The organism is Roseomonas indoligenes (assembly GCF_017813365.1).
GTDB lineage: Bacteria > Pseudomonadota > Alphaproteobacteria > Acetobacterales > Acetobacteraceae > Roseomonas > Roseomonas indoligenes.
On sequence record NZ_JAGIZA010000002.1, the window covers coordinates 259033 to 283375 of the forward strand.

General features: G+C 70.3%; 25 protein-coding genes. 11 read left to right on the top strand and 14 right to left on the bottom strand.

Features of this window, described 5'->3' with window-relative positions:
- Window positions 1-81: 81 nt before the first annotated feature.
- Genes J5Y10_RS03520 through J5Y10_RS03530 form a run of 3 tightly spaced genes read left to right on the top strand, consistent with a single transcriptional unit; the run spans window position 82 to window position 3072 of the window.
- Complete coding sequence (locus J5Y10_RS03520; protein ID WP_209370758.1) at window positions 82-1287, top strand: pyridoxal phosphate-dependent aminotransferase; 1206 nt, start codon at window positions 82-84, stop codon at window positions 1285-1287.
- Complete coding sequence (locus J5Y10_RS03525) at window positions 1284-2285, top strand: GNAT family N-acetyltransferase (RefSeq protein ID WP_209370760.1); 1002 nt, start codon at window positions 1284-1286, stop codon at window positions 2283-2285. The genes J5Y10_RS03520 and J5Y10_RS03525 overlap by 4 nt, the downstream gene beginning before the upstream one ends.
- Before the next feature lie 22 nt (window positions 2286-2307).
- The gene (locus J5Y10_RS03530; RefSeq protein ID WP_245214276.1) at window positions 2308-3072 is read left to right on the top strand and encodes a CatB-related O-acetyltransferase; all 765 of its coding nucleotides are present in this window, start codon (window positions 2308-2310) and stop codon (window positions 3070-3072) included.
- Between the two features lie 4 nt (window positions 3073-3076).
- Here J5Y10_RS03530 and J5Y10_RS03535 read toward each other — a convergent pair whose 3' ends face one another.
- The 6 genes from J5Y10_RS03535 to J5Y10_RS03560 all read right to left on the bottom strand — a co-directional run bounded on the left by J5Y10_RS03535 (window position 3077) and on the right by J5Y10_RS03560 (window position 9177).
- Window positions 3077-3463 carry a VOC family protein gene (locus tag J5Y10_RS03535; RefSeq protein ID WP_209370762.1) on the bottom strand — a complete coding sequence of 129 codons (387 nt, stop codon included), beginning with the start codon at window positions 3461-3463 and terminating at the stop codon, window positions 3077-3079.
- Between the two features lie 138 nt (window positions 3464-3601).
- Window positions 3602-4669, bottom strand: a complete 1068-nt coding sequence (locus tag J5Y10_RS03540) for an ABC transporter ATP-binding protein (protein ID WP_209370765.1) — start codon at window positions 4667-4669, stop codon at window positions 3602-3604.
- Window positions 4666-5673, bottom strand: coding sequence for an ABC transporter ATP-binding protein (locus J5Y10_RS03545; RefSeq protein WP_209370767.1), 1008 nt, complete (start codon window positions 5671-5673; stop codon window positions 4666-4668). The genes J5Y10_RS03540 and J5Y10_RS03545 overlap by 4 nt, the downstream gene beginning before the upstream one ends.
- Before the next feature lie 3 nt (window positions 5674-5676).
- Window positions 5677-6600, bottom strand: a complete 924-nt coding sequence (locus J5Y10_RS03550; RefSeq protein ID WP_209370769.1) for an ABC transporter permease — start codon at window positions 6598-6600, stop codon at window positions 5677-5679.
- Window positions 6600-7571: an ABC transporter permease gene (locus J5Y10_RS03555; protein ID WP_209370770.1), complete on the bottom strand. Its 972-nt coding sequence runs from the start codon at window positions 7569-7571 to the stop codon at window positions 6600-6602. The genes J5Y10_RS03550 and J5Y10_RS03555 overlap by 1 nt, the downstream gene beginning before the upstream one ends.
- Before the next feature lie 22 nt (window positions 7572-7593).
- Window positions 7594-9177 (bottom strand): ABC transporter substrate-binding protein, encoded by a 1584-nt coding sequence (locus J5Y10_RS03560; RefSeq protein WP_209370772.1) that lies wholly within the window; start codon window positions 9175-9177, stop codon window positions 7594-7596.
- Window positions 9178-9285: 108 nt separating this feature from the next.
- Between J5Y10_RS03560 and J5Y10_RS03565 the strand changes: the two genes are divergently transcribed.
- Window positions 9286-10905, top strand: coding sequence for an ABC transporter substrate-binding protein (locus J5Y10_RS03565; RefSeq protein WP_342452825.1), 1620 nt, complete (start codon window positions 9286-9288; stop codon window positions 10903-10905).
- Window positions 10906-10948: 43 nt separating this feature from the next.
- Here J5Y10_RS03565 and J5Y10_RS03570 read toward each other — a convergent pair whose 3' ends face one another.
- From J5Y10_RS03570 to J5Y10_RS03585, 4 genes are all read right to left on the bottom strand, one after another.
- Window positions 10949-11413 carry an Lrp/AsnC family transcriptional regulator gene (locus tag J5Y10_RS03570; protein ID WP_209370782.1) on the bottom strand — a complete coding sequence of 155 codons (465 nt, stop codon included), beginning with the start codon at window positions 11411-11413 and terminating at the stop codon, window positions 10949-10951.
- A gap of 118 nt (window positions 11414-11531) precedes the next feature.
- Window positions 11532-12101 carry a DedA family protein gene (locus J5Y10_RS03575; protein WP_209370784.1) on the bottom strand — a complete coding sequence of 190 codons (570 nt, stop codon included), beginning with the start codon at window positions 12099-12101 and terminating at the stop codon, window positions 11532-11534.
- Between the two features lie 171 nt (window positions 12102-12272).
- Complete coding sequence (locus J5Y10_RS03580; RefSeq protein ID WP_209370786.1) at window positions 12273-13403, bottom strand: type III PLP-dependent enzyme; 1131 nt, start codon at window positions 13401-13403, stop codon at window positions 12273-12275.
- 354 nt (window positions 13404-13757) lie between these two features.
- Window positions 13758-14390, bottom strand: coding sequence for a TetR/AcrR family transcriptional regulator (locus tag J5Y10_RS03585; protein ID WP_209370788.1), 633 nt, complete (start codon window positions 14388-14390; stop codon window positions 13758-13760).
- Between the two features lie 118 nt (window positions 14391-14508).
- Here J5Y10_RS03585 and J5Y10_RS03590 point away from each other — a divergent pair, with 118 nt between their 5' ends.
- The 4 genes from J5Y10_RS03590 to J5Y10_RS03605 are packed head-to-tail and all read left to right on the top strand — an operon-like array spanning window position 14509 to window position 19110.
- Window positions 14509-15702: an HlyD family secretion protein gene (locus J5Y10_RS03590; protein WP_209370790.1), complete on the top strand. Its 1194-nt coding sequence runs from the start codon at window positions 14509-14511 to the stop codon at window positions 15700-15702.
- A gap of 24 nt (window positions 15703-15726) precedes the next feature.
- On the top strand, window positions 15727-17322 hold the full coding sequence (locus tag J5Y10_RS03595; protein ID WP_209370792.1) for a DHA2 family efflux MFS transporter permease subunit: 1596 nt from the start codon (window positions 15727-15729) through the stop codon (window positions 17320-17322).
- A gap of 44 nt (window positions 17323-17366) precedes the next feature.
- A complete protein-coding gene (locus tag J5Y10_RS03600) occupies window positions 17367-18662 on the top strand; it encodes a leucine-rich repeat-containing protein kinase family protein (protein WP_209370794.1) in 1296 nt (431 codons plus the stop codon).
- A gap of 55 nt (window positions 18663-18717) precedes the next feature.
- A complete protein-coding gene (locus tag J5Y10_RS03605; protein ID WP_209370796.1) occupies window positions 18718-19110 on the top strand; it encodes a hypothetical protein in 393 nt (130 codons plus the stop codon).
- On the opposite strand, the gene J5Y10_RS03610 is transcribed toward J5Y10_RS03605, so the two are convergent.
- The 3 genes from J5Y10_RS03610 to thiS form a co-directional block, all read right to left on the bottom strand.
- Entirely contained in the window at window positions 19107-20474 is a 1368-nt protein-coding gene (locus J5Y10_RS03610; protein ID WP_209370797.1) for an MFS transporter, read from the bottom strand. The genes J5Y10_RS03605 and J5Y10_RS03610 overlap by 4 nt on opposite strands.
- A 125-nt stretch (window positions 20475-20599) precedes the next feature.
- Window positions 20600-21406 (bottom strand): thiazole synthase, encoded by an 807-nt coding sequence (locus J5Y10_RS03615; protein ID WP_245214277.1) that lies wholly within the window; start codon window positions 21404-21406, stop codon window positions 20600-20602.
- A 4-nt stretch (window positions 21407-21410) separates the two neighbouring features.
- A complete protein-coding gene (gene thiS, locus J5Y10_RS03620; protein WP_209370799.1) occupies window positions 21411-21623 on the bottom strand; it encodes a sulfur carrier protein ThiS in 213 nt (70 codons plus the stop codon).
- An 84-nt stretch (window positions 21624-21707) separates the two neighbouring features.
- Here thiS and J5Y10_RS03625 point away from each other — a divergent pair, with 84 nt between their 5' ends.
- The gene (locus J5Y10_RS03625) at window positions 21708-22376 is read left to right on the top strand and encodes a phosphoribosylanthranilate isomerase (protein ID WP_209370801.1); all 669 of its coding nucleotides are present in this window, start codon (window positions 21708-21710) and stop codon (window positions 22374-22376) included.
- Window positions 22377-22411: 35 nt separating this feature from the next.
- On the opposite strand, the gene J5Y10_RS03630 is transcribed toward J5Y10_RS03625, so the two are convergent.
- Entirely contained in the window at window positions 22412-23263 is an 852-nt protein-coding gene (locus J5Y10_RS03630; protein ID WP_209370803.1) for a hypothetical protein, read from the bottom strand.
- 149 nt (window positions 23264-23412) lie between these two features.
- On the opposite strand from J5Y10_RS03630, the gene aroQ reads away from it, so the two are divergent.
- Both aroQ and accB read left to right on the top strand, forming a co-directional pair.
- A complete protein-coding gene (gene aroQ, locus J5Y10_RS03635) occupies window positions 23413-23868 on the top strand; it encodes a type II 3-dehydroquinate dehydratase (RefSeq protein ID WP_209370805.1) in 456 nt (151 codons plus the stop codon).
- Complete coding sequence (gene accB, locus J5Y10_RS03640) at window positions 23865-24341, top strand: acetyl-CoA carboxylase biotin carboxyl carrier protein (RefSeq protein WP_209370807.1); 477 nt, start codon at window positions 23865-23867, stop codon at window positions 24339-24341. The genes aroQ and accB overlap by 4 nt, the downstream gene beginning before the upstream one ends.
- The last annotated feature ends 2 nt before the right edge of the window (window positions 24342-24343 follow it).

Genomic DNA, 24343 nt, shown 5'->3' on the forward strand with positions numbered 1-24343 from the left:
GCCTCCGGGCGATACCGCCCTCCGGCGATCTGCTCTAGTTTCCGCCCCTCTTTCCCGACTGCCACCGCTGGAACACCCGGAATGCCCGCCCTCGCCAAGCGTATCCAGGAGATCCAGGTCTCCGGCTCCACCCGCATGTCCGTCCGTGCCCGGGAACTGCGCGAGGTCGGCCACAAGGTCATCACCCTCACCGTCGGCGAACCCGACTTCGCAACCCCGCCCCACGCCATCGAGGCCGCGCACGAGGCCGCCCTCGCCGGCAAGACCAAGTACCCGCCCAATGACGGCTGGCCCGAGCTGAAGGCCGCCATCGCCCGCAAGTTCAGCCGCGAGAACGGCCTGGACTACGCTCCTGACGAGATCATCGCCGCCAATGGCGGCAAGCAGGTCATCCTCGACGCCCTCCTCGCCACGGTGGACCCGGGGGACGAGGTGGTGATCCCCACCCCCTTCTGGTCCGCCTATTCCGACATCGGCCGCCTCTGCGGCGGCGTCCCCGTTCTCGTGCCCTGCCCGCAGAACAACGGCTTCAAGCTGCGGCCGGAGGACCTGGAAGCCGCGATCACCCCGAAGACGAAGTGGGTGACGCTGAACTTCCCCAACAACCCCTCCGGCGCCGCGCTCACCCGCGCGGAGGTGGCCGCACTCGCCGAGGTGCTGATGCGCCACCCCCATATCTGGGTGCTGTCCGACGAGATGTACGAGCACATCATCTACGAGGATACCGGCGGCCACCACTCCATCGCCGCCGTGGAACCCCGCCTGAAGGACCGCACCCTGACAGTCAGCGGCGCCTCCAAGACCTACGCCATGACGGGCTGGCGCGTCGGCTTCGGCGCCGGCCCGCGTGCGCTCATCAAGGCGATGACGAACATGCAGAGCCAGACGACGAACGGCATCGCCACCGTCGCGCAGGCCGCCACGATCGCCGCCCTGGACGGCCCGCAGGAGGGCGTGGAGGAGCGCCGCGCCCTCTACCGCGCCCGCCGCGACCTCGTCGTCTCCATGCTGAACGAGGCGCCGGGCCTGCAATGCCACAAGCCGGAAGGCGCCTTCTACGTCTATCCCAGCGTCGCCGGCTGTCTCGGCAAGACCACGGCCGGCGGCCGCCGCCTGGAGACCGACGAGGACCTGGCCATGGCCCTGCTGGAGGAGAACCACGTCGCCACCGTCTCCGGCACCGCCTACCAGATGAGCCCCTATATCCGCCTCTCCTACGCGACGGACACGGAGACGCTGCGCGAGGCCTGCACCCGCATCCAGGCTTTCTGCCGGGGCCTACATTGAGCATCACCATCCGCCCGGGCCGCGACGAGGACGCGGAAGGCTTCATCCGCCTGATCGGCGACGCCTGGGCGGAGTACCCGAACTGCGTGCTGGACGTGGACGCGGAAGTCCCCGAGCTGCGCGCCCTCGCCGCGCACTTCCAAAAGGCCGGCGGCGCCCTCTGGGCCGCCGAGGACAAGGCGGGCGCCCTCGTCGGCATGATCGCCACCCGTCCACTCCGCGACGACGACGAGGCCTGGGAGATCGGCCGCATGTACGTCGCGAAGTCAGCCCGCGGCACGGGCCTCGCGCACAGCCTGCTGGACGGCGCCGAACGCCACGCCGTCGCCCACGGCGCCCGGCGCATGATCCTCTGGACCGACACGCGCTTCGAGGCCGCCCACCGCTTCTACGAGAAGCGCGGCTACGTCCGCGCCGGCTCCATCCGTATCCTCGACGACATCTCCAAATCCCTGGAATTCCGCTACGCCAAGCCTGCCACCGGGGTGGTGGTGGAGATCCTGGACGCCGCGGCCGCCGCCAGCGCGGAGCGCCGCCTGGCCGGGATCATGGTCGCCTGCGTTGCCGCCGGCGCTTCCGTGAACTACCTGCCGCCCCTCTCGCCGGAAGTGGCCCGCGGCTTCTGGCGGGGCGTCTCCGCCGACGTCGCCACCGGCGGGAAGGTCCTCCTCGCCGCCTGGTGCGACGGCCAGATCGCCGGCACCGTCCACCTCGCCCTGGCCCAGCAGCCCAACGCCCCCCACCGGGCCGAGGTCTCGAAGCTGCTGGTGGACCCGGACTTCCGCCGCCGCGGCATCGGCCGCGCCCTCATGCAGCGCGCGGAGCAGACCGCCCGCAGCATCGGCCGCGGCCTGCTGGTGCTGGACACGGAAGCGGGGGGTGACGGCGAGCGCCTCTACCGCGGCCTCGACTGGCAGGAGGTCGGCCGCATTCCCGGCTACGCCCTGGGCGCCGACAGGACCCCTTCGGACACCGTCCTCTTCTGGAAGCGCCCCTGAACCGAGGAGCCATCGGCCGCCCATGCCCGCGCTGCGCGTCACCCCGGACCTGCGCCAGGCTTTCGACCGGCACTTCCTCCACTTCGAGATGAACCCCGCCAGCCCGCGCCTGCGCGACGGCGACCGGTTGGGCTTTCTCCCGAATTCAGCGCTGGAACCGCATATTGGCCTCTTCGCCGGCACGACCCTGCCGGAGACCATGGGCGCCTTCTCTTACAGCCACTCCCCTCTCTCGAACTGGATGCGGATCGGCCGCTACTGCTCGATCGCGTCGAAGCTGGAGATCATGGGCACCGCCCATCCGCTGGACCGTGTCTCCACCTCGCCTTTCACCTATCAGGCCTTCGACTCGCACCCGCACCTCACCGCCTTCGCCCGCGCCAACAGGCCGGGCTTCCGCCCGCAGCAATCCTTCGCGAAGGGCGCGATGGGCGTGGTGCTTGAGAACGACGTCTGGATCGGCCAGGCCGTGCTGCTCCGGCGCGGCGTTCGCATCGGCACGGGCGCGGTGGTTGCCGCCGGCGCCGTGGTGGTGAAGGACGTGCCGCCCTACGCCATCGTCGGCGGCAACCCCGCGCGGGTCATCCGCTTCCGCTTCGATCCGGACACGGCGGGGCGCTTGCTGGAAAGCCGCTGGTGGGACTACGCCTTCACCGACTTCGAGAACTTCGACGTCACGGCCCCTGCAGCTTTTGCGGAGGCCGTCATCACCGCCGCCCGGGATGGCCGGATCCAGCCCTTCTCGCCCCGGCCCTTCCGCCCCGCCGCACCCGACGAGGCGGTTTGAGGCCTTAGCCCGCGGAGCGCTCCAGCAACTCTACACGCACGTTCTCCGGCCCCTCGACGAAGGCGATGCGCGTCGTCGGGTTCGGGTTGTTCGGCTCCATCACGATCCGCACGCCCCTGGCGCGCAGCTCCTCCACGATGGCGTCCACGCCCTTCACCGCCAGGGCGAGATGCTCGATCCCCAGGAAGGGCGCCGGCGGCACACCCGGCGTGGAAGCCGGAACGCGGTCGATGAACAGGTTCAGCCCGCCGAGGTCCAGCACCACCCGCAGGCTGCTCGGCCCTTCCTGGCGCCGGACATGCACCGCCTCAAGGTTGTCCACGAACCAGGCTCCCGTCACGTCCGGATCGGGGCTGCGCAGGTGCACATGGTCGAAGGCGAAGCGGGTCATGGACGAGTCCCTAGCGTGCGAAACCGGCTCCGGAACTACCACCCATGTACAGGCCGCGCGAGCCCACCTGAGACCCCTCCGGCCGCTCCGCGCAGGCCGCCAGCCCCAGCAGGGCCAGGAACACCACCGCGAAGCGCGTCAAACCGGCTGCCCCCCATGATTCGGCAGGTCGTTCAGGTGGCACCGGCTCCGATGCCCCGGCGCCACTTCCTTCAGCGCGGGGATCTCCACCCGGCACCGGTCGAAGGCGTGCGGGCAGCGCGGGTGGAAGTGGCACCCCGAGGGCGGGTTGAGCGGGGAGGGGATCTCCCCCCGCACCACCGCGAAAGCCTTCTTCCGCGCCTCGATCCGCGGCACCGCCGCCAGCAGCGACTGCGTGTAGGGGTGGTTGGCCCGGGCGAAGACCGTCTCCGTCGGCGCCTCCTCCACCACGCGGCCCAGATACATGATCACCACCCGATCGCTCAGGTGCTCGACCACGCCCAGGTCGTGCGAGATGAACAGGTAGGTGAGGTTCAGCTCCCGCCGCAGCTTCATGAACAGGTTCAGGATCTGCGCCTGGATGGAGACGTCCAGCGCCGCCACGGACTCGTCGCAGACCAGGAATTCCGGCTGCACGGCCAGGGCGCGCGCGATCCCGATGCGCTGCCGCTGCCCGCCCGAGAACTGGTGCGGGTAGCGCGACTTGAAGGTGGGATCGAGCCCCGCCCGCCGCATCTGCTCGTCCAGATAGGCCGGGAGCCCCGCGCGCGTGGTCAGGCCGTGGAACAGCGGCGCCTCGCCGATAATGTCGGCCACCTTCATGCGCGGGTTCAGGGACGACATCGGGTCCTGGAAGATCATCTGCGCCTGCAGCGTCGCCGCCCGCGCCTCCTTCCCGTGCAGCCCCGTGCGGTCCTTGCCCTTCCACAGGATGGAGCCGTCGGAAGGAGGCAGGATCCCCGCCACCATCCGTCCCAGCGTGGACTTGCCGCAGCCGGATTCACCGACTAGCCCCACCACCTCGCCGCGGCGGATGGTCAGGTCCACCTTGTCCACGGCGTGCACCACCTCCTCGCGGATGGGCGCGCCGAGCTTCGCCAGGATCTTGCCCGCGAAATCCAGCCGCTTGGCGAAGCGGCGGGACACGCCCACCACCTCGATCATCTTGTCCGAGCCCGGCATGGAAGCCGCGGGCGCCGGGGAGGGTGCGACCGTCGCGCTCATGCGGCCTCCGCATTCTCGAGATGGGGCCGGAAGCAACGCGCCTCATGCGCGGGCAGGATCTCGGCCATCGGCGGCACCTGCCGGCACACATCGGCGGCTCGCGGGCAGCGCGTCTGGAACGGGCAACCCGGCGGCAGGCTCAACAGGGAAGGGGTGGTGCCGGGGATCTGCCGCAACGGCTCCCCCCGCTTGTTGCGGCTGGGCACGGAGCCCAGCAGCCCGTGCGTGTAGGGATGCAGCGGGTGGTCCAGCACGTTGGAGACGGCCCCGTACTCCGCGATCTCGCCGGCGTACATCACCGCGATGTCGTCGGCCAGACCGGCCACCACGGACAGGTCATGCGTGATCCAAACGATGGAGGTGCCGGTCGTCGCCGCCAGCTTTTGCACCTCCGCCAGGATCTGCCCCTGGATCGTCACGTCCAGCGCCGTCGTCGGCTCGTCCGCCACGATCAGCTCGGGACGGTGCAGCAGGGCGATGGCGATCGCCACGCGCTGCCGCATGCCGCCGGAGAACTGGTGCGGGTACGCCTTCAGCCGCTCGTCGGGGGAGGGGATGCCCACCATCCCCAGCGTGTCCCGCGCCCGCTGCCGCGCATCCTCCCGGCTGATCTTCGTATGCGCCTGCATCGTCTCGATCATCTGGGTGTCGATGCGCAGGACCGGATTCAGCGTCATCATCGGATCCTGGAAGATCATGGCGATCCGGTTTCCCCGGAGCTGCCGCATCTCCTCCTCGGAGGCCTTCACCAAGTCCCGCCCGTCGAACAGGATCTCGCCCCCGGTGATCCGCCCGGGCTCGTCCACCAGCCGCATGATGGAAAAGCCCGTCACCGTCTTGCCGGATCCGGATTCCCCCACCAGCCCCAGCACCTTACCGCGGCCGACATTGAAGGACACGTCGTTGACGGCCGGCACCACCCCCGCGCGGGTGAAGAACCGGGTCTGCAGGTTCCGCACCTGGATGGTCGGCGGCGCCGCGGTGGCGGGAATGCTGGGTTCCACGGGTTACTTCTTCAGCCGCGGGTTGAGGACATCGCGCAGGTGGTCGCCCACCAGATTGATCGAGACGATGGTGATCAGCAGCGCGATGCCCGGATAGAAGGAGATCCAGTACTTGCCGGAGAGCATGTACTCATAGCCATTGGCGATCAGCAGCCCGAGCGAGGGCTCCGTGATCGGCACGCCGAGGCCGAGGAAGGAGAGCGTTGCCTCCAGCGCGATGGCGCGGGCAATCTGGATGGTGGCCACCACGATCAGCGGCGGCATGCAGTTCGGCAGCAGGTGGCGGAAGATGATCCGCCGCGTCGGCAGCGCCAGGCACTGCGCCGCCTCGATATACTCCCGCCGCCGCTCCACCAGCGCCGTGCCGCGCACGGTCCGGGCGTAATAGGCCCATTCCACCACGATCAGCGCGATGACGACGTTCATGATCCCCTTGCCCAGGAAGGCCAGGATCATCAGTGCGGAAAGGATGGTCGGGAAGGACAGCTGGAGGTCCACCAGCCGCATGATGACCGTGTCCGTCCGCCCACCCGCATAGGCGGCGAGCATCCCGAGCGAGGCCCCCACGAAGGCCGCGACGATGGCCGAGCCGGCGCCCACCACGAGGCTGATCCGCAGCCCGTACATGATGCCGGAGAGCATGTCGCGCCCCTGGTCGTCCGTGCCGAGCCAGTAGGTCATGCCCGTGCCATCGCTCACCGAGCCCGGCTCCAGCCGCCCGTCCATGATGTCGAGCTGCGCGAGGTCGTAGGGGTTCTGCGGCGCGATCCAGGGCGCGAAGACCGCCACCAGCACAATCGCCAGGAAGACGATCAGCGCCCCCAGGGCCAGCTTGCTCTCCGCGAAATCCAGGATGAAGCGCCGCAGCGGCGTCTCCACCTTCGGCGCCTTGGCAGGGGCGGTGCTGCCGGCCGTCGTCGCGCTCATCACTTGCTCTCCAGACGGACGCGGGGATCGAGCACCGAGTAGAGCAGGTCCACCACCAGGTTGATGATGATGAACATCAGCACGATGCTCATGAGGTAGGCGACGATCACCGGCCGGTCGAGCACGTTGATGCTGTCGATGATCAGCTTGCCCATGCCCGGCCAGGCGAAGACGCTTTCCGTCACCACGGAGAATGCAATCGTCGAGCCAAGCTCCAGCCCCACCACCGTCACCACGGGGATCAGGATGTTCTTGAACACGTGCACCCCGATCACCCGGGTCGGCGAAAGCCCCTTGGCCCTGGCGAACTTCACGTAGTCCATCAGCATCGTCTCGCGCACGCCCGCGCGGGTCAGGCGGATCACCAGGCTGATCTTGAACAGCGCCAGGTTCAGCGCCGGCATTGCCATGTGCGCCAGCCCGTCCCAGGTCAGGAAGGACCAGCGCATCCCCAGGATCTCCACCGTCTCCCCGCGCCCGGTGCTGGGCAGCCAGCCCAGCTGCACGGCGAAGACCATGATGAGCATCAGCCCCACCCAGAAGGTCGGCAGGGAGAAGCCGAGGATGGACCCCGTCATGATCGCCTGCGCCCCGAAGCTCTTGGGCCGCAGCCCGGCATAGAGCCCCAGCGGCAGCCCCACGATCACGGCCATGATCGTCGCCCCGAAGGCCAGCTCCAGCGTCGCCGGCGCCCGCTGCCCGATCAGCTTCAGCGCCGGCTCGTTGAATACGAAGGACCGCCCGAGATCGCCCTGCAGCGCCGCGCCCAGGAAGCTGAAATACTGCTGCCACAGCGGCTTATCGAGGCCGAGCGCCGCGATGGCCCGCGCACGTTCCGCCTGGTCCGCATCGGGGGAGATCAGGATCTCCACCGGGTCGCCGATGGCGTAGACGCCGACGAAGACGATGATCGACATCGCCAGCATCACCAGCGCCGCCTGGATCAGCCGCCGCAGCAGGTAAACACTCATCGCCCTTCTCCCGTCCCGCCGCCTACTGGGCCGGGCTCACATCCTGCGCCCGCGTCAGTTCATCCGCCCGCGCCTCGTGCCGCAGCCCACGGCGCATCGCCCAGATGTTCTTCTGGATGTGGATGGGGATGATGCCCACGTCGTCCATGGCGATGGTGGTCGCCTCGCGCAGCAGCGCCTCGCGCTTGTTGTCGTCCAAGGTCTGCAGCGCCTCGGCCAGCTTCGCGTCCATCGCGGGGTTGGAGTAGCGCCCGCGGTTCGATCCGCCCCAGCCGCGCTGCGGGTTCACCGTTGCCAGCAGGGAACGCAGCGGGCTGGTCGGCTCGCCGGAGGAGGTGCCCCAGCCCACCAGCATGGCGGAGAACTCCTGCCGCCCGGCCCGCGCGACGAAGGTGGCCCAGGGCTGCCCCTCGACACCCGTCCGCACGCCGATCCGGGTCCACATCTGCCCGATCGCCTGGATAATTCGGGCGTCGTTCATGTAGCGGTCGTTCGGTCCATTCAGCTGGATGCGGAAGCCCTGCGGATAGCCCGCCTCCGCCAACAGCCGCCGCGCCCCGTCCGGATCGGCCCGGCCCACCTGCCGGTCCGGCAGCGCACCATAGGCCGTGGGCGGCAGCAGCTGCGTGCTGGGCAGGGAGGCACCTTCCATCACCCGGTCCGCGATCGCCTGCCGGTCCACCGCCATGGAAAGCGCCCGCCGCACCCGCACATCGCGCAGGGGGTTCCGCCCCAGCGGCTTGCCGTCGTTGTCCGTGATGTAGGGCGCGTTCGTCTCGTGGCTGTGCCCGAGGGCTAGGAAGATCAGCCGCAGCCCGTCCGCCTCGCTCAGCTGAACCCGGCTGTCGCCGCGCAGCTTCGCGATGTCGCTGGTCGGCACCTGGTCGATGAAGTCCACATCGCCCGAGAGCAGCGCCGCCGTCCGCGCCGCGTCATTGGTGATCATGCGGTAGTTCACGCGCTGCCAGTGCGGCCGCGCGCCGAAGTAACCGTCGTTGCGCACGTACTCGATCCGGTCGCCGCTGCGGTAGCTGACCATGCGGAACGGCCCGGTGCCGATCGCCAGCTTTCCGGAGTTGAAATCCTCCGTCGCCGGGTTGGCATGCGTCTCGCTGTCCAGCATCTCGATCTGGCCAAGATCGACGGGCAGCAGCGGATAGGCGCCGTTGGTGTGGAAGCGCACCGTCAGCGGGTCCACCACCTCCACCCGCTGGATGGCCCGCGTGTAGATCCCGTAGGAAGACGGGCTGTTCGGCACCGTCGGCACGCGGGCGATGGTGAAGGCCACGTCCTCGGCGGTGAAGGCGTTGCCGTTGTGGAAGGTGACGTTCGGGCGGAGCTTGAACTCCCACACATCCTCCGCCACCGGTTTCCAGCTCAGCGCCAGCCGCGGCTCGACGCGCGCCTGGGCATCGAAGGCCGTCAGGCTGTCAAAAAGCATGTCCGCCACGGCGTAGTTGGGCGAGAGCGCGTGATAATGCGGATCCAGCGACGTAACCGGCGCGCCCACCGCCAGGTTCAGCGTCTGGGCGGCGGCCGGAACGGCGCCGGCGAGCACGAATGCCGAAAGGGCAGCCTTCACGGCCGCCGATGCAAACTTCTTCATCCAGTCCCCCGGGTTTCCCGATGGCGCCTTCCCAAGGCTGTGTTCTAGCAGTCCCCCCGGCCTGCCGCTAGTTTGCGCGCCAACGCATTACATCCAGGAGAGCTGACCGTGTCCGAACCCGTCTCCCGCCGACTCTTCGTCACCGCATCCGCCGCCATGGCCGCCATCTCCGGCGGCCTCGCCCCCCTTGCGGCCGAGGCGCAGACGGCCGCCGTGCCGGCCAACGGCACCCTGAGCATCGGCATCGGCGGCGCTGTCACCTCCGTCGACCCGCACTTCTACAACGCCTCGCCCAACAACGGCCTGGCCATGCACATCTTCGACCGGCTGGTGGAGCGCGATGCCCAGGCCCGCCTGCAGCCCGGCCTTGCCCTCAGCTGGACCCCGGTGTCCGAGACGGTGTGGGAGTTCAAGCTCCGTCCCGGCGTGAAGTGGCACGACGGCAAGGACTTCACCGCCGAGGACGTGGCCTTCACGGTGGAGCGCACGCCGAACGTCCCTAACTCCCCCGGCGGCTTCGGCGGCTTCGTCCGCTCCATCAAGCGGGTGGAGATCGTGGATCCGCTGACGGTCCGCTTCCACACGGAAGGCCCGGCCCCGCTGGTCCCCACCGACCTCGCCGCCGTCGCGGTCATCGCCAAGCACGTGAACGGCACGGCGACGGAGGACTACAACTCCGGCAAGGCCGCCATCGGCACCGGCCCCTACAAGCTCGCCTCCTACACGCCCGGCGACCGGACGGAGCTGGTCCGCAACGATGCCTGGTTCGGCCCGAAGCAGCCCTGGGCCAAGGTGTCCTACCGCTTCCTCGGCAATGACAGCGGTCGCGTCGCCGCCCTCCTCGCCGGCGATGTGGACATGATCGACCAGGTCCCCACTTCCGACATCGCCAAGCTCCGCCGCGAGAGCCGCGTGAAGGTGGTGGAGACGCAGGGCCTGCGCGTGATCTACCTCTTCCCCGACTTCTCCCGGGAAGGCCCGCCGAACTTTGCCACGGACCTCAATGGCGGGAAGCTGGCGACGAACCCCTTCCGCAACCTGAAGTTCCGCCAGGCCCTCTCGGCGGCCATCAACCGCGAAGCCCTCTGCCGGCAGGTCATGGAAGGCACCGCCCAGCCGACCGGCCAGTGGCTCGCCCCCGGCACCTACAGCCACAACCCCGATGTGAAGCCGGACACCTACAGCCCGGACCGCGCCAAGGCCCTGCTGGCCGAGGCCGGCTTCCCGCAAGGGCTGAAGATCACCCTGCACGGCCCGAACGACCGCTACCCCAACGACGCCCGCATCATCCAGGCGGTCGCCCAGATGTGGCAGCGCGTCGGCATCCAGACCACGGTGGAGGCAGCTCCCTGGGCCAGCTTCTCCGCCCGGAACGCCCGGCAGGAGTTCGACATCCGCCTGCTCGGCTGGGCCAGCACCACCGGGGAGGCCGCCTATACCCTCGTCAACATCCTCAGCACCTATAACCAGGCGTCCCGGCTCGGCTCCAACAACAACGGCCGCTACTCCAACCCGCGCCTGGATGAGGTGACGGCCCGCGCCACCTCCACCCTCGACGACGCGGCGCGCGAGAAGCTGCTGCAGGAGGGGGTGAAGATCGCAATGGACGACCTGGCCTTCATCCCGCTGATGCAGCTGGTCAATGTCTGGGCGGTGAAGCGCGGCCTCGATTACAACGCGCGGGCCGACGAGCGCAGCGTGGCGACGGAAGCGAAGCCGGCCGCCTGAGGGCGGAATCCTCCTCCGCGCCGCAGGGCGCGGGGGAGGGGGCCTACTCCTCGTCCGCCTCGGCCACCGGCAGGATCATCGTCTCCTTGGCCGAGGCGAGCGCCACCACCGTCTCCGTGCGCTCCACCCCGGTCTGGCCGCGAATCTCCTCGGCCACGAAGCGCTCCAGCGCCGCCAGGTCCGGCAGGCGCAGCTTCAGCATGTAATCCCAGGGGCCGCTGACGGCGTGGCACTCCAGCACCGCGTCGGCGCGGCGCATCGCCTTGCGGAAGGCACCGTCGTCCCGCCCGGGGCGAAGCCCCACCATCACGAAGGCCAGCAGCGCGCAGCCCACCGCCGCCGGGTCCAGCGCCGCGTGCCAGCCGCGGATCGTGCCCCGCTCCTCCAGCCGCTTCACCCGTTCCGCGGTGGCGGAAACGGAGAGCCCGGCCACCTTCGAGAGGTCGGAAAGCCCCGCCGCGCCGTCCTGCTGCACGGCGATGAGGATGTTCCGGTCGATCTCGTCCATGAATGCAGCCTAGAGCCTCGGCCGGTCCCTGGAAATCATCGGGAACGGATCTCAGGAAAAAGGGCGTGCCTTGCAGCACGCCCCGCAGGGGCCATCCGGCCCCGAAGGCCCGGACAGGCTAGAGAGCCGGCACCGTCCGGGCCAAGCGACGGCGGCGATAGAAGCGGCGGAACAGGAAGATGGCCAGGATGAGCAGCGCCCCGCCGGCGATGGCGTGGAACAGCCGCTCCGGCCCGATCAGCCCACCGAGGAACCAGCCCGCAGCCACGAAGCTGCCGGCCCAGAGACCCGCGGCGCAGAAGTTCAGCAGCGCGAAGCGCAACCGCCCGATTCCCGCCAGCCCGCAGGCCGCGGCCGCCACGTTGCGGATGCCGTAGAGGAAGCGGAAGGTCAGGATGAAGATCGTGCCGTACTGAAGCAGCATCCCCGTGGCGCTGGCCATCTTCGCCTCGGCCTTCGGGTACTTCTTCATGATCCGCGGCCCGTAGCGGCGGCCCAGGGTGAACCAGGTCTGGTCCCCCAGGAAGGAGCCGAACCAGACCGAGCCCATCAGCAGCCAGGGATCGACGACGCCCGTCATCGCCCCGATCGCCGAGGCCGCCAGGACGAAGGTTTCGCCCTCGAAGAACGCCCAGAGAGCTGCCAGCAGATAGGCAGCCGCGCCCCAATCAGCCCAGAACTCCGCCACGCCAGCCCCCGGTCTTTCGCGGCATTATTACCGACGCGTCATCACCAGGGAAGAAGAATCCGTCCCGCGTCGCACAAGGCGAGAAACGTTCTGTCCAACCATCGGCCGTTTACGAAAAGAAAAGGCGCCCGAAGGCGCCCTTTCCATCATCTCCTGAGCCGGTCGCCCGTCTCAGATATAATGCTCAGCCAGCGGCGCGAAGCCGTTGAAGGCCTGGCTGGCATAGGTGGTCACATAGGCCCCCGTCGCCAGGATCTCGATCCGGTCGCCGGGCTGGAGCTTCTCCGGCAGCCGGTAGTTGGACTTCTCGTAAAGGGTGTCGGTGCTGTCGCAGGTCGGGCCCGCGATCGTCACCGGCCCCTCGGCCGTGCCGTCATGCGGCGTGCGGAAGGCGTACTTGATCGCCTCGCCCTCCGTCTCCGCCAGCCCGCCGAAGCGCCCGATGTCCAGGTACACCCAGCGCACCGGGTCGTCCTTCGCCTTGCGGGACACCAGCACCACCTCGGCCGAGACCACCGCCGCGTCGCCGGCGATGAAGCGCCCGGGCTCCACCACGATGTCGGGGATGGCGTTGCCGAAGTGCTCGGCCATCGCGCCCATGATGGCGTCACCGAAGGCGTCGATCTCCGGCACCTCGGCGCGGTAGCGCACGGGGTAGCCGCCGCCCAGGTTCACCATGCGAACCTTCACCCCGGCCTCCTTCAGGTCGGTGAAGAGCATGGCGACCTTGGCAATTGCCGCCGCATAGGCCGCGGTGTTGGTCTGCTGGCTGCCGACATGGAAGGAGAGACCGAAGGGGTCCAGTCCCATCTCGCCCGCCTTGATCATGAGCTCGCGCGCCATCTCGACCTCGCAGCCGAACTTGCGGGAGAGCGGCCACTCGGCGCCGTCATTGCCGACGAGGATCCGGCAGTACACGCGGGAGCCGGGGGCGGAGCGCGCCAGCTTCTCCAGCTCGCCCTCGGAGTCGAAGGCGAACATCCGCACGCCGCGGGCATAGGCGGCGCGGATCGCGCTCTCCTTCTTCACCGTGTTGCCGAAGGAGATGGACTCCGCCGCCGCACCGGCCTCCAGCACCGCCGAGACCTCCTCCCAGGAGGCCGCGTCGAAGCAGGAGCCGAGCCCGGTCAGCCGCTCTAGGATCGGGGCGGCCGGATTGGCCTTCACGGCATAGTAGATGCGGGCCAGCGGCAGCGCGGACTGCAGGCGCCGGTAGTTCTGCTCGACGCGATCCACGTCGAGCACGAGGCACGGCGTCGCCGGCTGCACATCGGAAAGAAACTGAGCGATCTTCGGAGTCATCGCACCACCCCCCCAAGCGAAGGCGGCAGGCGGCCGCATTCCGCGAACCGGGCCTGCACAGGTTGACGAACGGTCGAACGAACCAGCGACCAAAGAGAGAGCCTGTCGGCGGGAGCCGGCAGGGGTTGCCAGAACGCTTGACGTCGTTGCGTAACCCTTGGGCCAGAGGCACGTGCGTACTGCGTCTGAGGCGGCAAATAATCCCCCCGCCCCGGGGGTGCAAGTCCCATCATCCCCGTAGCCGAGATTTTTTTCGTGAGCGGGCGTGGTGGCCGTAAACCTCCCGGAACCCACAAAGGCCGGCCACCGATTTCCGGGTGAATTGATGAAACCGCAGGCCCCTTTCCGGCGCGCTCAGCGCCGTGAAGGCACCCCGTAGGCCCGCAGGAACACGTCCACCGCGCTGTCCACCACCGCGTCCATCGCCGCCTCGTCCGGCACCGGCCCGCCCAGCATCGCCTGCATGTAGAGGTCGCCGCGGATCAGCCCCACCAGGTGGTCGGCCGCCACCAGCGGGTCCGCATCCGCCCGCAGCTTGCCCTGCTGCTGCGCCTCACCCAGCCGGCGCCCCAGCCAGGCCCGCCCGCGGCCCGGCCCGGACTCGTAGAAGGCCTGCGCCAGATCGGGAAAACGCGTGCATTCCGCGATGACGGTGCGGTGGATCGCCAGGCTCTGCGGACTCATCAGGAAGCGGATCCACACCCGCCCCAGTTCCCGCAGCGCCCCGTCGGTGGAATCGGCATGGGACGCCATCTCCTCGGATTCGGAGGCGATGGCGGTGCAGCGCTCCCCCACGATGGCGGCGAACAGGGCCTCCTTCCCGCTGAAATAGGCATAAAGCGTCGCCTTGGAGACCCCGGCCTCTTTCGCCACGGCATCCATCGACACATTGGCGTAGCCGCTCGCCATGAACAGCTGCGCGCCCGCCTTCAGGATCGCGGTGCGCTTGGGCGAGGTGTCGGGCAGGGCGGCAAGGGTACAGGACAACGGGAAATCCCCAGGCGGAGCGGTGCGCACTCATTTGATACTGAACTGTTCAGTTTTCCATGGACAAACTGGCGGGGGCACGCCATTTAGCCACTGAACTGAACGGTTCAGTCACGCCATGAATGCCCGGACCAGCGACATCCCCGAGACCGAATCGCGCGCCAGCACGGCTGCCGCGCCTGCCCCGCGCCGCTCCCGCTTCCGCCGCGCCCTGCCCCTGATCGCCCTTGTCGCCGTGGGCGGCCTTGCGGCCGGCGGGATCTGGTACTGGGGGGTCGGCCGCTTCATGGAATCCACCGACAATGCCTATGTCGGCGGCGACATCGCCGTGCTCTCCCCGCGGATCGAGGGCGACGTCGCCCGCATCCTCGTCGCCGACAACCAGCCCGTTGAGGCCGGCCAGCCCCTGATCGAGCTGGAGAGCCGCGACTGGACCGCCCGCCGCGACGGCGCTGCCGCCGCCCTGGCCGAGGCGGAGGCCAATATCGGAACCCTCGCCGCCCAGCGCACCCAGGCCCTGGCCCAGGTCGCCAGCGCCGAGGCCCAGGTCGCGACTGCGGAGGCCCAGGCGGCGAATGCCGAGGCCGAGCGCGTCCGCGCCGTGGCGGAGGCCGGCCGCGCCGGCAGCCTCGCCACTGGCGGCTTCGGCACCCGCGCGGCCGTGGACACCACGGTCGCCGCCCAGCGAAAGGCCGAGGCCGGCGTCGCCGCCGCCCGCGCGGGCCTTGCCGCGGCCCGCGCCGGGCTTGAATCCGCCCGCGCCGGCATCCCCGTGATCGAGGCCCAGTCCCGCTCCGCCGTCGCGCGCCGCGACGCCGCCCACGCCTCCCTGGAACTGGCCGAGTCCAACCTGGCCTACACGGTCATCCACGCTCCCTTCGCGGGGGTGGCGGGGAACCGTGCCGCCCAGCTCGGCCAGCACGTCCGCGCCGGCCAGAACCTGATCGCCGTCGCCCCCTCGGCCGACCGCCTCTACGTCACTGCCAACTTCAAGGAGACGCAGCTGCGCCGGATCCGGGAGGGCCAGCCGGTGGAGCTCTCCGTCGATGCCGGCGCCACCCTCCACGGCACGGTGCAGAGCCTTTCCCCGGCCACCGGCGCCCAGTTCTCCCTGCTGCCGCCGGAGAACGCGACGGGCAACTTCACCAAGATCGTCCAGCGCGTCCCCGTCCGCATCGCCGTCGATCCCTGCCAGGACGTCCGCGCCCTGCGCCCCGGCCTCTCGGTCGAGGCCGAGGTGGACACGCGTGACGACCCGCACGCCCCCAACACCCTCTTCGGCGCCGCTGCCGCGATCATCCGCGGCCGCTAAAGGCCCCCCGAGAAGACGCCCGCCATGTCTGCCACGGCCAATCCCCAAGCCATCCCGGCCGTCCCCCCCTCTGGCAGCGTGGCGGGCGTCCCCACCCGGCACTTCCTCGGCTTCATGACGATGGTGCTAGGCATGTTCATGGCGATCCTGGACATCCAGATCGTCTCCGCCAGCATCAGCGACATCCAGGCCGGCCTCGCCGCCAGCCCGGACGAGGCGAGCTGGGTGCAGACCTCCTACCTGATCGCGGAGACCGTCATGATCCCGCTCTCGGGCTTCCTCTCGCGCCTGCTCTCCACCCGCGTGCTCTTCACGATCTCCGCCGCGGGCTTCACGATCTTCTCCCTCCTCTGCGCCACCGCATCCTCCCTGCCGGTGATGATCCTGGCGCGCGCCTGCCAGGGCTTCCTTGGCGGCGCCATGATCCCCACCGTTTTCGCCACCGCCTTCATCCTCTTCCGCGGCCCCGCGCGCGGCAGCGTCTCCGTCCTCATCGGCCTCACTGCGACGCTGGCCCCCACCATCGGCCCGACCCTCGGCGGCTACCTGACGGAAAGCCTCTCCTGGCACTGGCTCTTCCTCATCAACGTGCCCATCGGCGCCTTCATCGCCGTTGTCGTCTGGAGCACGATGGACATCGACCGGGGCGACCGCCGCCTCTTCGGCCGCTTCGACTGGCTCGGCCTCGCCGCCATGGCCGTCTTCCTCGGCAGTATGGAATACGTGATGGAGGAAGGACCCCGCTGGGACTGGCTGGACGACCCCACCATCGCCACCCTCGCCGCCGCGGCCGTGATCTCGGGCATCTTCTTCTTCTGGCGCGCCCTCTTCCGGGAGGACCCGATTGTCGAGCTGCGCGCCTTCGCCAACGGCAACTTCGCCATCGGCAGCGTCTTCGCCTTCCTCATCGGCATCGGCCTCTACGGCGCCGTCTACCTCGTGCCGCTCTTCCTCGGGCGCATCCGCGGCTTCAACTCCATGCAGATCGGGGAGACGATGTTCGTCACCGGTGCCGCCATGTTCCTGGCCGCGCCGATCGTCGGCAGGCTCTCCCGCGTGCTGGACCTCCGCATCCTCATGGGCTTCGGCCTGGCCACGACGGCCCTCGCCATGTGGTGGACCTCCACCCTCACGGCCCAGTCCGGCTTCGCGGAGCTCTGGCTGCCCCTCTCGCTCCGCGGAATCGGCACGATGTTCGCCATGGTGCCGGTGAACCAGGTGGCGCTCGGAACGCTGCCGCCGGCCAAGATCAAGAACGCCTCCGGCCTGTTCAACCTCATGCGCAACCTCGGCGGCGCGGTGGGCCTGGCGCTGATCAACACCATCGTCATCGACCGCTCCGCCGCCCACCGCCTCCACCTGCAGGAGGGGATGAACTGGGCCCGCAGCGGCGTCTCCTCCTCCGTGGACGCCATCTCGGCCGCCCTCTCCGGACGCCTCGGCGACCTCTCGGACAAGGCCGCGCTCGCCCGCGTTTCCGCCATGGTCACGCGGGAGGCGCTGATCCTCTCCTACAACGACGTGCTGGTGACGATCGCGATCCTCTTCGCCCTCGCCACGCCGCTGGTGGTGTTCATCAAGCTGCCCAAGCCCGGTGCCGGGGGTGGCGGGGCGCATTGAAGCGCCCGGGTTGACGCCCGCTCGCCCCTGACCGAAGGGGCGGCATGACGCACCCGACCCTGGACGCCCTCCGCCGCGGCGACCTCGCCGGCGCGCGGGAACTCCGCCTGTCCGGCCTGGGCTTGCGTAGCCTCCCGCCAGAAGTCCTCGGCCTCGCCGAAAGCCTGGAAGTGCTGGACCTCGGCGGAAACGCGCTGACGGACCTGCCCGCGGACATCGCCCGCCTGCACCGCCTGAAGATCCTCTTCCTCTCCGGCAATCCCATGCCGCGACTGCCGCCCGCTCTCGGCGGCCTTCCCGCCCTGTCCCAACTCGGCGCGCGCGGCTGCGGCATAGAGGAGGTGCCCGCCGAAGCCCTCCCGCCCGCACTCCGCTGGCTCACCCTGACGGGCAATGCCATCGCCGCGATGCCCGATGCCCTTGGTCAGTGCCCGGCCCTCCAGAAACTGATGCTGGCCGGCAACCACCTCTCCGCCCTGCCGCAGTCCCTTGAAGGCGCCGGGAGCCTCGAACTCGTCCGCCTGTCGGCCAACCGCTTCGAAGCCCTCCCGCCCTGGCTCGCCACCCTCCCGCGCCTGGCCTGGATCGCCTGGGCCGGGAACCCGCTAGACCCGCCCGCGCCCGCACCCGAGGCCCCCGACATTCCCTGGTCCGCGCTGGAGCCCGGCGAAGCCCTGGGGCAGGGTGCCTCCGGCCATGTCCTCCGCGCGACTTGGCGGGCAGGGCAGGGGCCCCTCCCCGTCGCCCTGAAGCTCTTCAAGGGCGCCATGACGAGCGACGGCCTGCCCGAGCGGGAGATGGAGGCCTGCCTCCGCGCCGGCGCCCACCCCAGTCTTCCCGGTGCCCTCGGACAATTGAGCGGCCACCCGCAGGGCCTGCAGGGCCTCGTCATGCCCCTTCTGCCCGACTCCTGGCGCGCCCTGGCCGGCCCTCCCAGCCCCGAATCCTGCTCCCGGGACGATTACGATCCCGCCCTGCGCCTCTCGCCCGAAGCCGCCCTTCGCCTCGCCCGAGCCACCGGCGCCGCCGCCGCGCACCTGCACGCGCGCGGCCTGCTGCACGGCGACCTCTACGCCCACAACACCCTCTGGGACGGGACGCGGGGCGACGCGGTCCTCAGCGACTTCGGCGCCGCCTCCCGTCTCCCGCCGGGCGAGGCCGCCGCGCCCTGGCAGCGCGTGGAGGTCCGCGCCTGGGGCATCCTCCTCGGCGAACTCCTGGACCGCTGCCCACCCCTTTCCGCCGATTCCGCCCTGCGCGCCCTCGAACGCCGCTGCACCGCGCCCGATTCCCTCTCACGCCCCCTCATGCCCGAAGCATTGCGCGCCCTGCCGGACTGATCCTTTCCCCTCCTCGCGCGTTCCAGCAGGCGCAAGGCCCGTGAGGAGACCCCGCGTGAACACGACGAACCTCGCCCGCTTCCTCGGATGGTTCAGCATCGGCCTGGGGGCGATGGAGATCCTCGGCGGCCGCACCCTGGCCCGCCGCCTGGGCATGACCGGCCGCACCGGCCTCTTCCGCGCCTACGGAGTGCGGGAGGTGGCGAACGGCGTCGCCATCCTCGCCAACCCCACCTCCGCCCCACTCCTCTGGGCGCGGGTCGGCGGCGACGCGCTGGACATCGCGACCCTCGCGGGCACGCCCAGCTACGGCCCGGCGGAGCGCCGGAACGCGAAGATCGCCCTCGCCGCCGTGCTCGGCGTCACCTTCCTGGACATCCTCTGCGCCGTCCGGCTGAAGGAGGAAGGGGAACAGCCCCCGCGCGGCCTGCCCCGCTACTGGAGCTAGGCGGCCAACCGCGCCAGGCTCACGGCGGCGCCACCCGCGGCCAGGGCGGCGCCCGTCAGCAGCAGCGGCACGGTTGCGGCATCCCCGCCCAGCGCGCCGAAGCCCACCGCCACCACGGCGGCGCCCAGCGTCATGCCGAACAGCCGCGCCTGCGCCATCATCCCGTTTGCTGCCCCCGTCCGCTGCGGCGGCCCGGCCGTCAGGATCGCGCGGTTGTTGGGCGTCTGGAAGAAGCCGAAGCCGATCCCGCAGAGTACCATGCGCCAGATAATGTCCGCGTCCGAAGGCGCCTCCGGCAGCAGCGCCAGCGCCAGCAGCCCCATCGCGAGGAGGGCCAGACCGGTGCTGCTGAGGATGCCCGCGGGATACCGGTCGGAAAGATGGCCGGAGAGCGGCGCAACCAGCACGATCACCAGCGGCCAGGGCGTGATCAGCAGCCCCGTCCGGACCTCGTCATAGCCCAGCCCGTGCTGCAGGAAGAACGGCAGGGAGACGTAGGCGATGGTCTGCGCCGCATAGGAAAGGGTGGAGGTGCCGAAGGACAGCGCGAAGACGGGCAGCCGCAGCAGGTCCAGCGGCACCAGCGGGTGCCTCTGCGTGCGCTGGTGCAGCAGCAGTCCTGCCAGGACGGCCAGCCCCGCCGCGACCTCCGCCAGGCCCCATCCCAGGGATTCGCTCAGCCGGTCCACGCCGAGCACCAGCAGCACGATGCCGACCGCGTTCAGCAGCGTGCCCACCAGGTCGTAGGGGCGGTCCTGCGTCCGGCTCTCCGGCACGAAGCGCGCGGCGACGAGTAGCGCCAGGATCCCCAGCGGGATGTTCACGAGGAAGAGCCACCGCCAGCTCGCGACCGTCAGGATCCCCGCCGCCACGCTCGGCCCGAGCGCGGTGGAGATCGCCACGCTGAGCCCGAACAGCCCGATCCCCCGTCCGATCAGCCGCTGCGGGAAGACCTGCCGCATCAGCACGCCCCCCACTACGGAGGAGCAGGCCCCGCCCAGCCCCTGCAGCACCCGCGCCGCCACCAGCCATCCCAGGTCGCCCGCCATGGCGCAGCCCACCGAGGCGATGGTGAAGATCACCATGCCCCCGAGGTAGAGCCGCTTGGCCCCGCGCCGCTCCCCCACCACCGCCAGGGGCAGCAGCGCCACCGCCGTGGCGAGCTGGTAGCCGTTCACCACCCACACCGCGGCCGCTGGCGTGCCACCAAGATCCGTCGCGATGCTGGGCAGCGCGACATTGGCGATGGAACTGTCCAGCGAGCCCAGGAAATTGCCGAGCAGGATGCCGATCACCGCCAGGATCCGCTGCGGCATCGGCAGGCCGTCTTCGATGGGGTAGGGGGGCCTGGCTGTCTCGTTCATTCGCTCGTCCGACCGGAAAGGGCTCCCGGCTGGCAAGCGCAACGGCCATTCCGGGTACCGCCGCCCCTCGCAGCCGGGGCGCGGCAGCCTCTAGTCCCGGCCGGAGGGCGGGAGAACCCGCGTCCCTAGCGGATCAGCCCCGTCATCGGGCTGGAGGCATCGGCCGCGTAGTTCCGCGGCATCCGCCCGGCGAGGAAGGCGTGCCGCCCCGCCTCGACCCCCGCCTTCATCGCCCGTGCCATCCGAACGGGATCCTTCGCATGGGCGATGGCGGAGTTCAGCAGCACCGCGTCGCAGCCCAGTTCCATCGCCTGCGCCGCCTCGCTCGCCGTGCCGATCCCGGCATCCACCAGCACCGGCACCCGCGCGTTCTCGATGATGGACCGGAGCATGAAGGGATTGGCGAGCCCGAGCCCGGAGCCGATCGGCGCCCCCAGCGGCATCACCGCCACGCAGCCCATCTCCTCAAGACGCTTCGCGGCCAGGGGATCGTCCGCGCAGTAGACCATCACCTGGAACCCGTCCTTGATGAGGGCCTCGGCCGCCTCGAAGGTCGCGGGCATGTCGGGATAGAGGAAGGGCGGTGGCCCCAGCACCTCCAGCTTCACCAGGTTCCACCCGCCGGCCTCCCGGGCCAGGCGCAGCGTCCGCACCGCGTCCTTCGCCGTGTGGCAGCCGGCCGTGTTGGGCAGGTAGGTGTAGCGGTCCGGCGGCACGAAATCCTGCAGCATCGGCGCCCCGGGATCCGAGAGGTTCACCCGCCGCACCGCGACCGTCACCATCTCCGCGCCGGAGGCCTCGATCGCCGCCGCCGTCTCCTCGAGCGACTTGTACCGCCCCGTCCCGACCACGAGGCGGGACCGGAAGCGGCGCCCGGCCACCTCCCAGCTATCGGTGTCGTTATCCGCCGGGGCCGTCATCACCGTATCCATGGCCTCAGCCTCCCCCGATGAAATGCACGATCTCCAGCGCATCCCCCGCCCCGAGCAGGGTGGTGGCATAGGCCGAGCGCGGCACGATCTCCTCGTTCCGCTCCACCGCCACCTTGCGCGTGTCCAGCCCGGCCCCGGCCAGGAACTCGGAGAGCGGGAGGGGAGCCGGCAGGCTCCGCGCCTCCCCGTTCACGGTGATGTCGATGGATGCGGACATGGCCGGGCGGATGTGGCACGGGCCGGGGGCGGGTTGAAGGGGTCGCTCTTGCCCACCTCATTCGTGGGCGGCATGGAAGCCGCCATGAGAACGCGCGTGAAGGTGTGCTGCATCGCTTCGGCCGAGGAGGCTGCGATGGCGGTGGCCGCCGGCGCCGACGCCCTCGGGCTAGTTGCCGCCATGCCCTCAGGCCCCGGTCCCATTCCCGATGGGAGCATCGCCGCCATCGCCGCCGGGGTGCCGCCCCCCGTCGCCACCTTCCTCCTGACCTCCGAGACGACGGCTTCGGCCATCTCGGCCCATATCCGCGCCACCGGCCCCACCGCCGTCCAGATCGTCTCCCACATCGATCCCGCCGAGGCGGCCCGGCTCGCCGTGCTGGAGCCACGGATCCGCCGCGTCCAGGTCATCCATGTCGAGGGGAACGAGGCGGTGGATCTCATCCCGGCCTATGCCCCCCATGTTCACGCGTTCCTGCTGGATTCCGGCCGCCCGAACGCGACGATCCGGGAACTCGGCGGCACCGGCCGGGTGCATGACTGGGCGGTCAGCGCGGCCTTCGTGCGGGCCAGCCCGCTGCCGGTCTTCCTGGCCGGCGGGCTGACGCCCGACAACGCCGCCGATGCCATCCGCCGCGTCCGCCCCTACGGGCTGGACCTGTGCTCCGGCATCCGCACCGGTGGCGGGCTGGATCCGTTGAAGCTCCGGGCCTTCATGCGGGCCGTGCGCTCGGGCGATTCCGAGATGGAGTAGGGGAAAGCCGCCCGGCGACTGGATCCATGCCTTCCTCAGCCCGGGCGCGACAGGACCCAGCCCGCAACGGCCGCACAGCCGAGAAACGCGGCGATCCCCGCCAGGATGGAGCCCGTTCCGGCATAGGTCCCCAGGCCCGCGCCCGCCACGGCCAATGCCGCCCCCCACTCGGCCACCGCCGCGCCGCGTCCCCGGGGCCGGGTCACGGGCGGCGATCTAGCTTCGGCAGGCGCCCGCCGTGCTGCCCGGCGGGGTGGATAGGCAGCCGCCAGCTCCGGCATCGGCCATAGCCCGGGTGCCCCGGCCCCGCTCAGCAGCCAGACCGGATCGCTGGCTCCCCAGCGCCGCACATCGGCGAACAGCCCTTCCAGCCCCGGTCCAGGACCGCGGGGCGGCTTCCTGTCCAGCGCGTCCATCTCGGCGGCCACCGCACGCAGCGCCGGCTCGGCCTCCGTCACGTCCGGGAGTCCCGAGGTGCGGAGGAGGATGAAGGGCCCGAACCGCCGCGCGACCAGCCCGGCGAAGGCGTCGTACAGGCCGGCATAGCGCTGCCCGACCCCCGCCAGCACGATCTCCCGCCGGCGCGCCAGCCGATCCAGGGCCCGCGCCTGCGCGGTCACGAAGTAGGGGTAGGGAACCTCTGCCGAATCCCCCATCTCCTCCCGGAACGCCTCCCGCTCCCCTCCAGGCCCGTCCGCATCGATGTCGTCGATCAGCCGCGCCCACCTCAGGTCCTCCTCCCCGAAGAGGCACCACCAGAGCAGTGGCGGCCAGTTCTTCGCCTCCAGTTCCGGGCGCTGGCCCGCCAGGAAAGCCTGCCATTCCCGAGCCGTCCCGTCCGGCATCCCGGGCAGGGAGGAAGCGTCGAGGTAGACGTAGTGGGACAAGCGCGTCCTCCTGCCTGTGCGGGCACCGAAACGACCCTCATCCGGTACCGGATCCCGGGGAGGGGCGGTTTGCGTGCCCACGCGCCTCCATGCTAGCCCGCCCGCCCATAGACCCGGACCCAAACCCCGGGCGGACCGGAACAAGACCCGTGGAACCCCCGCTGATCGTCGTCCTGAACGGCCCCAACCTCAACCTCCTGGGCACGCGGGAGCCGGAGAAGTACGGCACCGCGACGCTCGACGACGTGGAGGCGCTCTGCGCCGAAGCGGCGGAGGAGCTGGGGCTGGCGATCGACTTCCGCCAGACGAACCTGGAAGGCGAGCTGATCTCCTGGGTGCAGGAGTGCCGCGGCAGCGCCGCCGGCATCATCATCAACCCCGCCGGCTACTCGCACACCTCCATCGCGCTGATGGACGCGCTGCTGGCGGTGGATTTGCCCGTGGTCGAGGTCCATATCACCAACATCCACCGGCGGGAGGCCTTCCGGCATCTCTCCTACGTCTCCCGCGCGGCGGTGGGCGTGATCTGCGGGCTTGGGGTCGGGGGCTACGCCCTGGCGCTGCGCGCGATCGCCGGCATCATCGGCCAGGACGATACAGAATGAGCGGCCTTTCCTTCGACCCGGACGCGATCCGCGCCCTGGCCAAGATCCTACGCGAGACCGACCTGACCGAGATCGAGCTGGTCGAGAACGAGAGCCGCATCCGCGTGGCCCGCACGGCTCCCGCGCAGCAGGTGGTCCAGGCCGTGGCCGCCCCCGCGGCAGCGCCGGCGCCGTCCGCAGCCCCCGCCGCCGCGGCGCCCGCCGCCCCGGCCGCGAGCGAGGAGGTCACCGCCGCCACCCCGGGCGCCGTCACCTCCCCCATGGTCGGCGTCGCCTATCTCTCGCCGGAGCCGGGCGCCGCGCCCTTCATCCATCTCGGCACCAAGGTCGCCCAGGGCCAGACCGTGCTCCTGATCGAGGCGATGAAGACCTTCAACCAGATCAAGGCCCCCAAGGCCGGCACCGTCACCCGCATCCTGATTGAATCCGGCATGCCCGTTGAGTTCGGCGAGCCCCTGTTGGTCATCGAGTGATC

Excerpts from the sequence above, each read along its gene's own strand:
- J5Y10_RS03520 (WP_209370758.1), top strand. The coding sequence starts at position 82 with ATGCCCGCCCTCGCCAAGCGTATCCAGGAGATCCAGGTCTCCGGCTCC.
- J5Y10_RS03530 (WP_245214276.1), top strand. The coding sequence starts at position 2,308 with ATGCCCGCGCTGCGCGTCACCCCGGACCTGCGCCAGGCTTTCGACCGG.
- J5Y10_RS03535 (WP_209370762.1), bottom strand. The coding sequence starts at position 3,463 with ATGACCCGCTTCGCCTTCGACCATGTGCACCTGCGCAGCCCCGATCCG.
- J5Y10_RS03540 (WP_209370765.1), bottom strand. The coding sequence starts at position 4,669 with ATGAGCGCGACGGTCGCACCCTCCCCGGCGCCCGCGGCTTCCATGCCG.
- J5Y10_RS03550 (WP_209370769.1), bottom strand. The coding sequence starts at position 6,600 with ATGAGCGCGACGACGGCCGGCAGCACCGCCCCTGCCAAGGCGCCGAAG.
- J5Y10_RS03555 (WP_209370770.1), bottom strand. The coding sequence starts at position 7,571 with ATGAGTGTTTACCTGCTGCGGCGGCTGATCCAGGCGGCGCTGGTGATG.
- J5Y10_RS03560 (WP_209370772.1), bottom strand. The coding sequence starts at position 9,177 with ATGAAGAAGTTTGCATCGGCGGCCGTGAAGGCTGCCCTTTCGGCATTC.
- J5Y10_RS03570 (WP_209370782.1), bottom strand. The coding sequence starts at position 11,413 with ATGGACGAGATCGACCGGAACATCCTCATCGCCGTGCAGCAGGACGGC.
- J5Y10_RS03580 (WP_209370786.1), bottom strand. The coding sequence starts at position 13,403 with ATGACTCCGAAGATCGCTCAGTTTCTTTCCGATGTGCAGCCGGCGACG.
- J5Y10_RS03590 (WP_209370790.1), top strand. The coding sequence starts at position 14,509 with ATGAATGCCCGGACCAGCGACATCCCCGAGACCGAATCGCGCGCCAGC.
- J5Y10_RS03595 (WP_209370792.1), top strand. The coding sequence starts at position 15,727 with ATGTCTGCCACGGCCAATCCCCAAGCCATCCCGGCCGTCCCCCCCTCT.
- J5Y10_RS03600 (WP_209370794.1), top strand. The coding sequence starts at position 17,367 with ATGACGCACCCGACCCTGGACGCCCTCCGCCGCGGCGACCTCGCCGGC.
- J5Y10_RS03610 (WP_209370797.1), bottom strand. The coding sequence starts at position 20,474 with ATGAACGAGACAGCCAGGCCCCCCTACCCCATCGAAGACGGCCTGCCG.
- J5Y10_RS03615 (WP_245214277.1), bottom strand. The coding sequence starts at position 21,406 with ATGGATACGGTGATGACGGCCCCGGCGGATAACGACACCGATAGCTGG.
- thiS (WP_209370799.1), bottom strand. The coding sequence starts at position 21,623 with ATGTCCGCATCCATCGACATCACCGTGAACGGGGAGGCGCGGAGCCTG.
- J5Y10_RS03625 (WP_209370801.1), top strand. The coding sequence starts at position 21,708 with ATGAGAACGCGCGTGAAGGTGTGCTGCATCGCTTCGGCCGAGGAGGCT.
- accB (WP_209370807.1), top strand. The coding sequence starts at position 23,865 with ATGAGCGGCCTTTCCTTCGACCCGGACGCGATCCGCGCCCTGGCCAAG.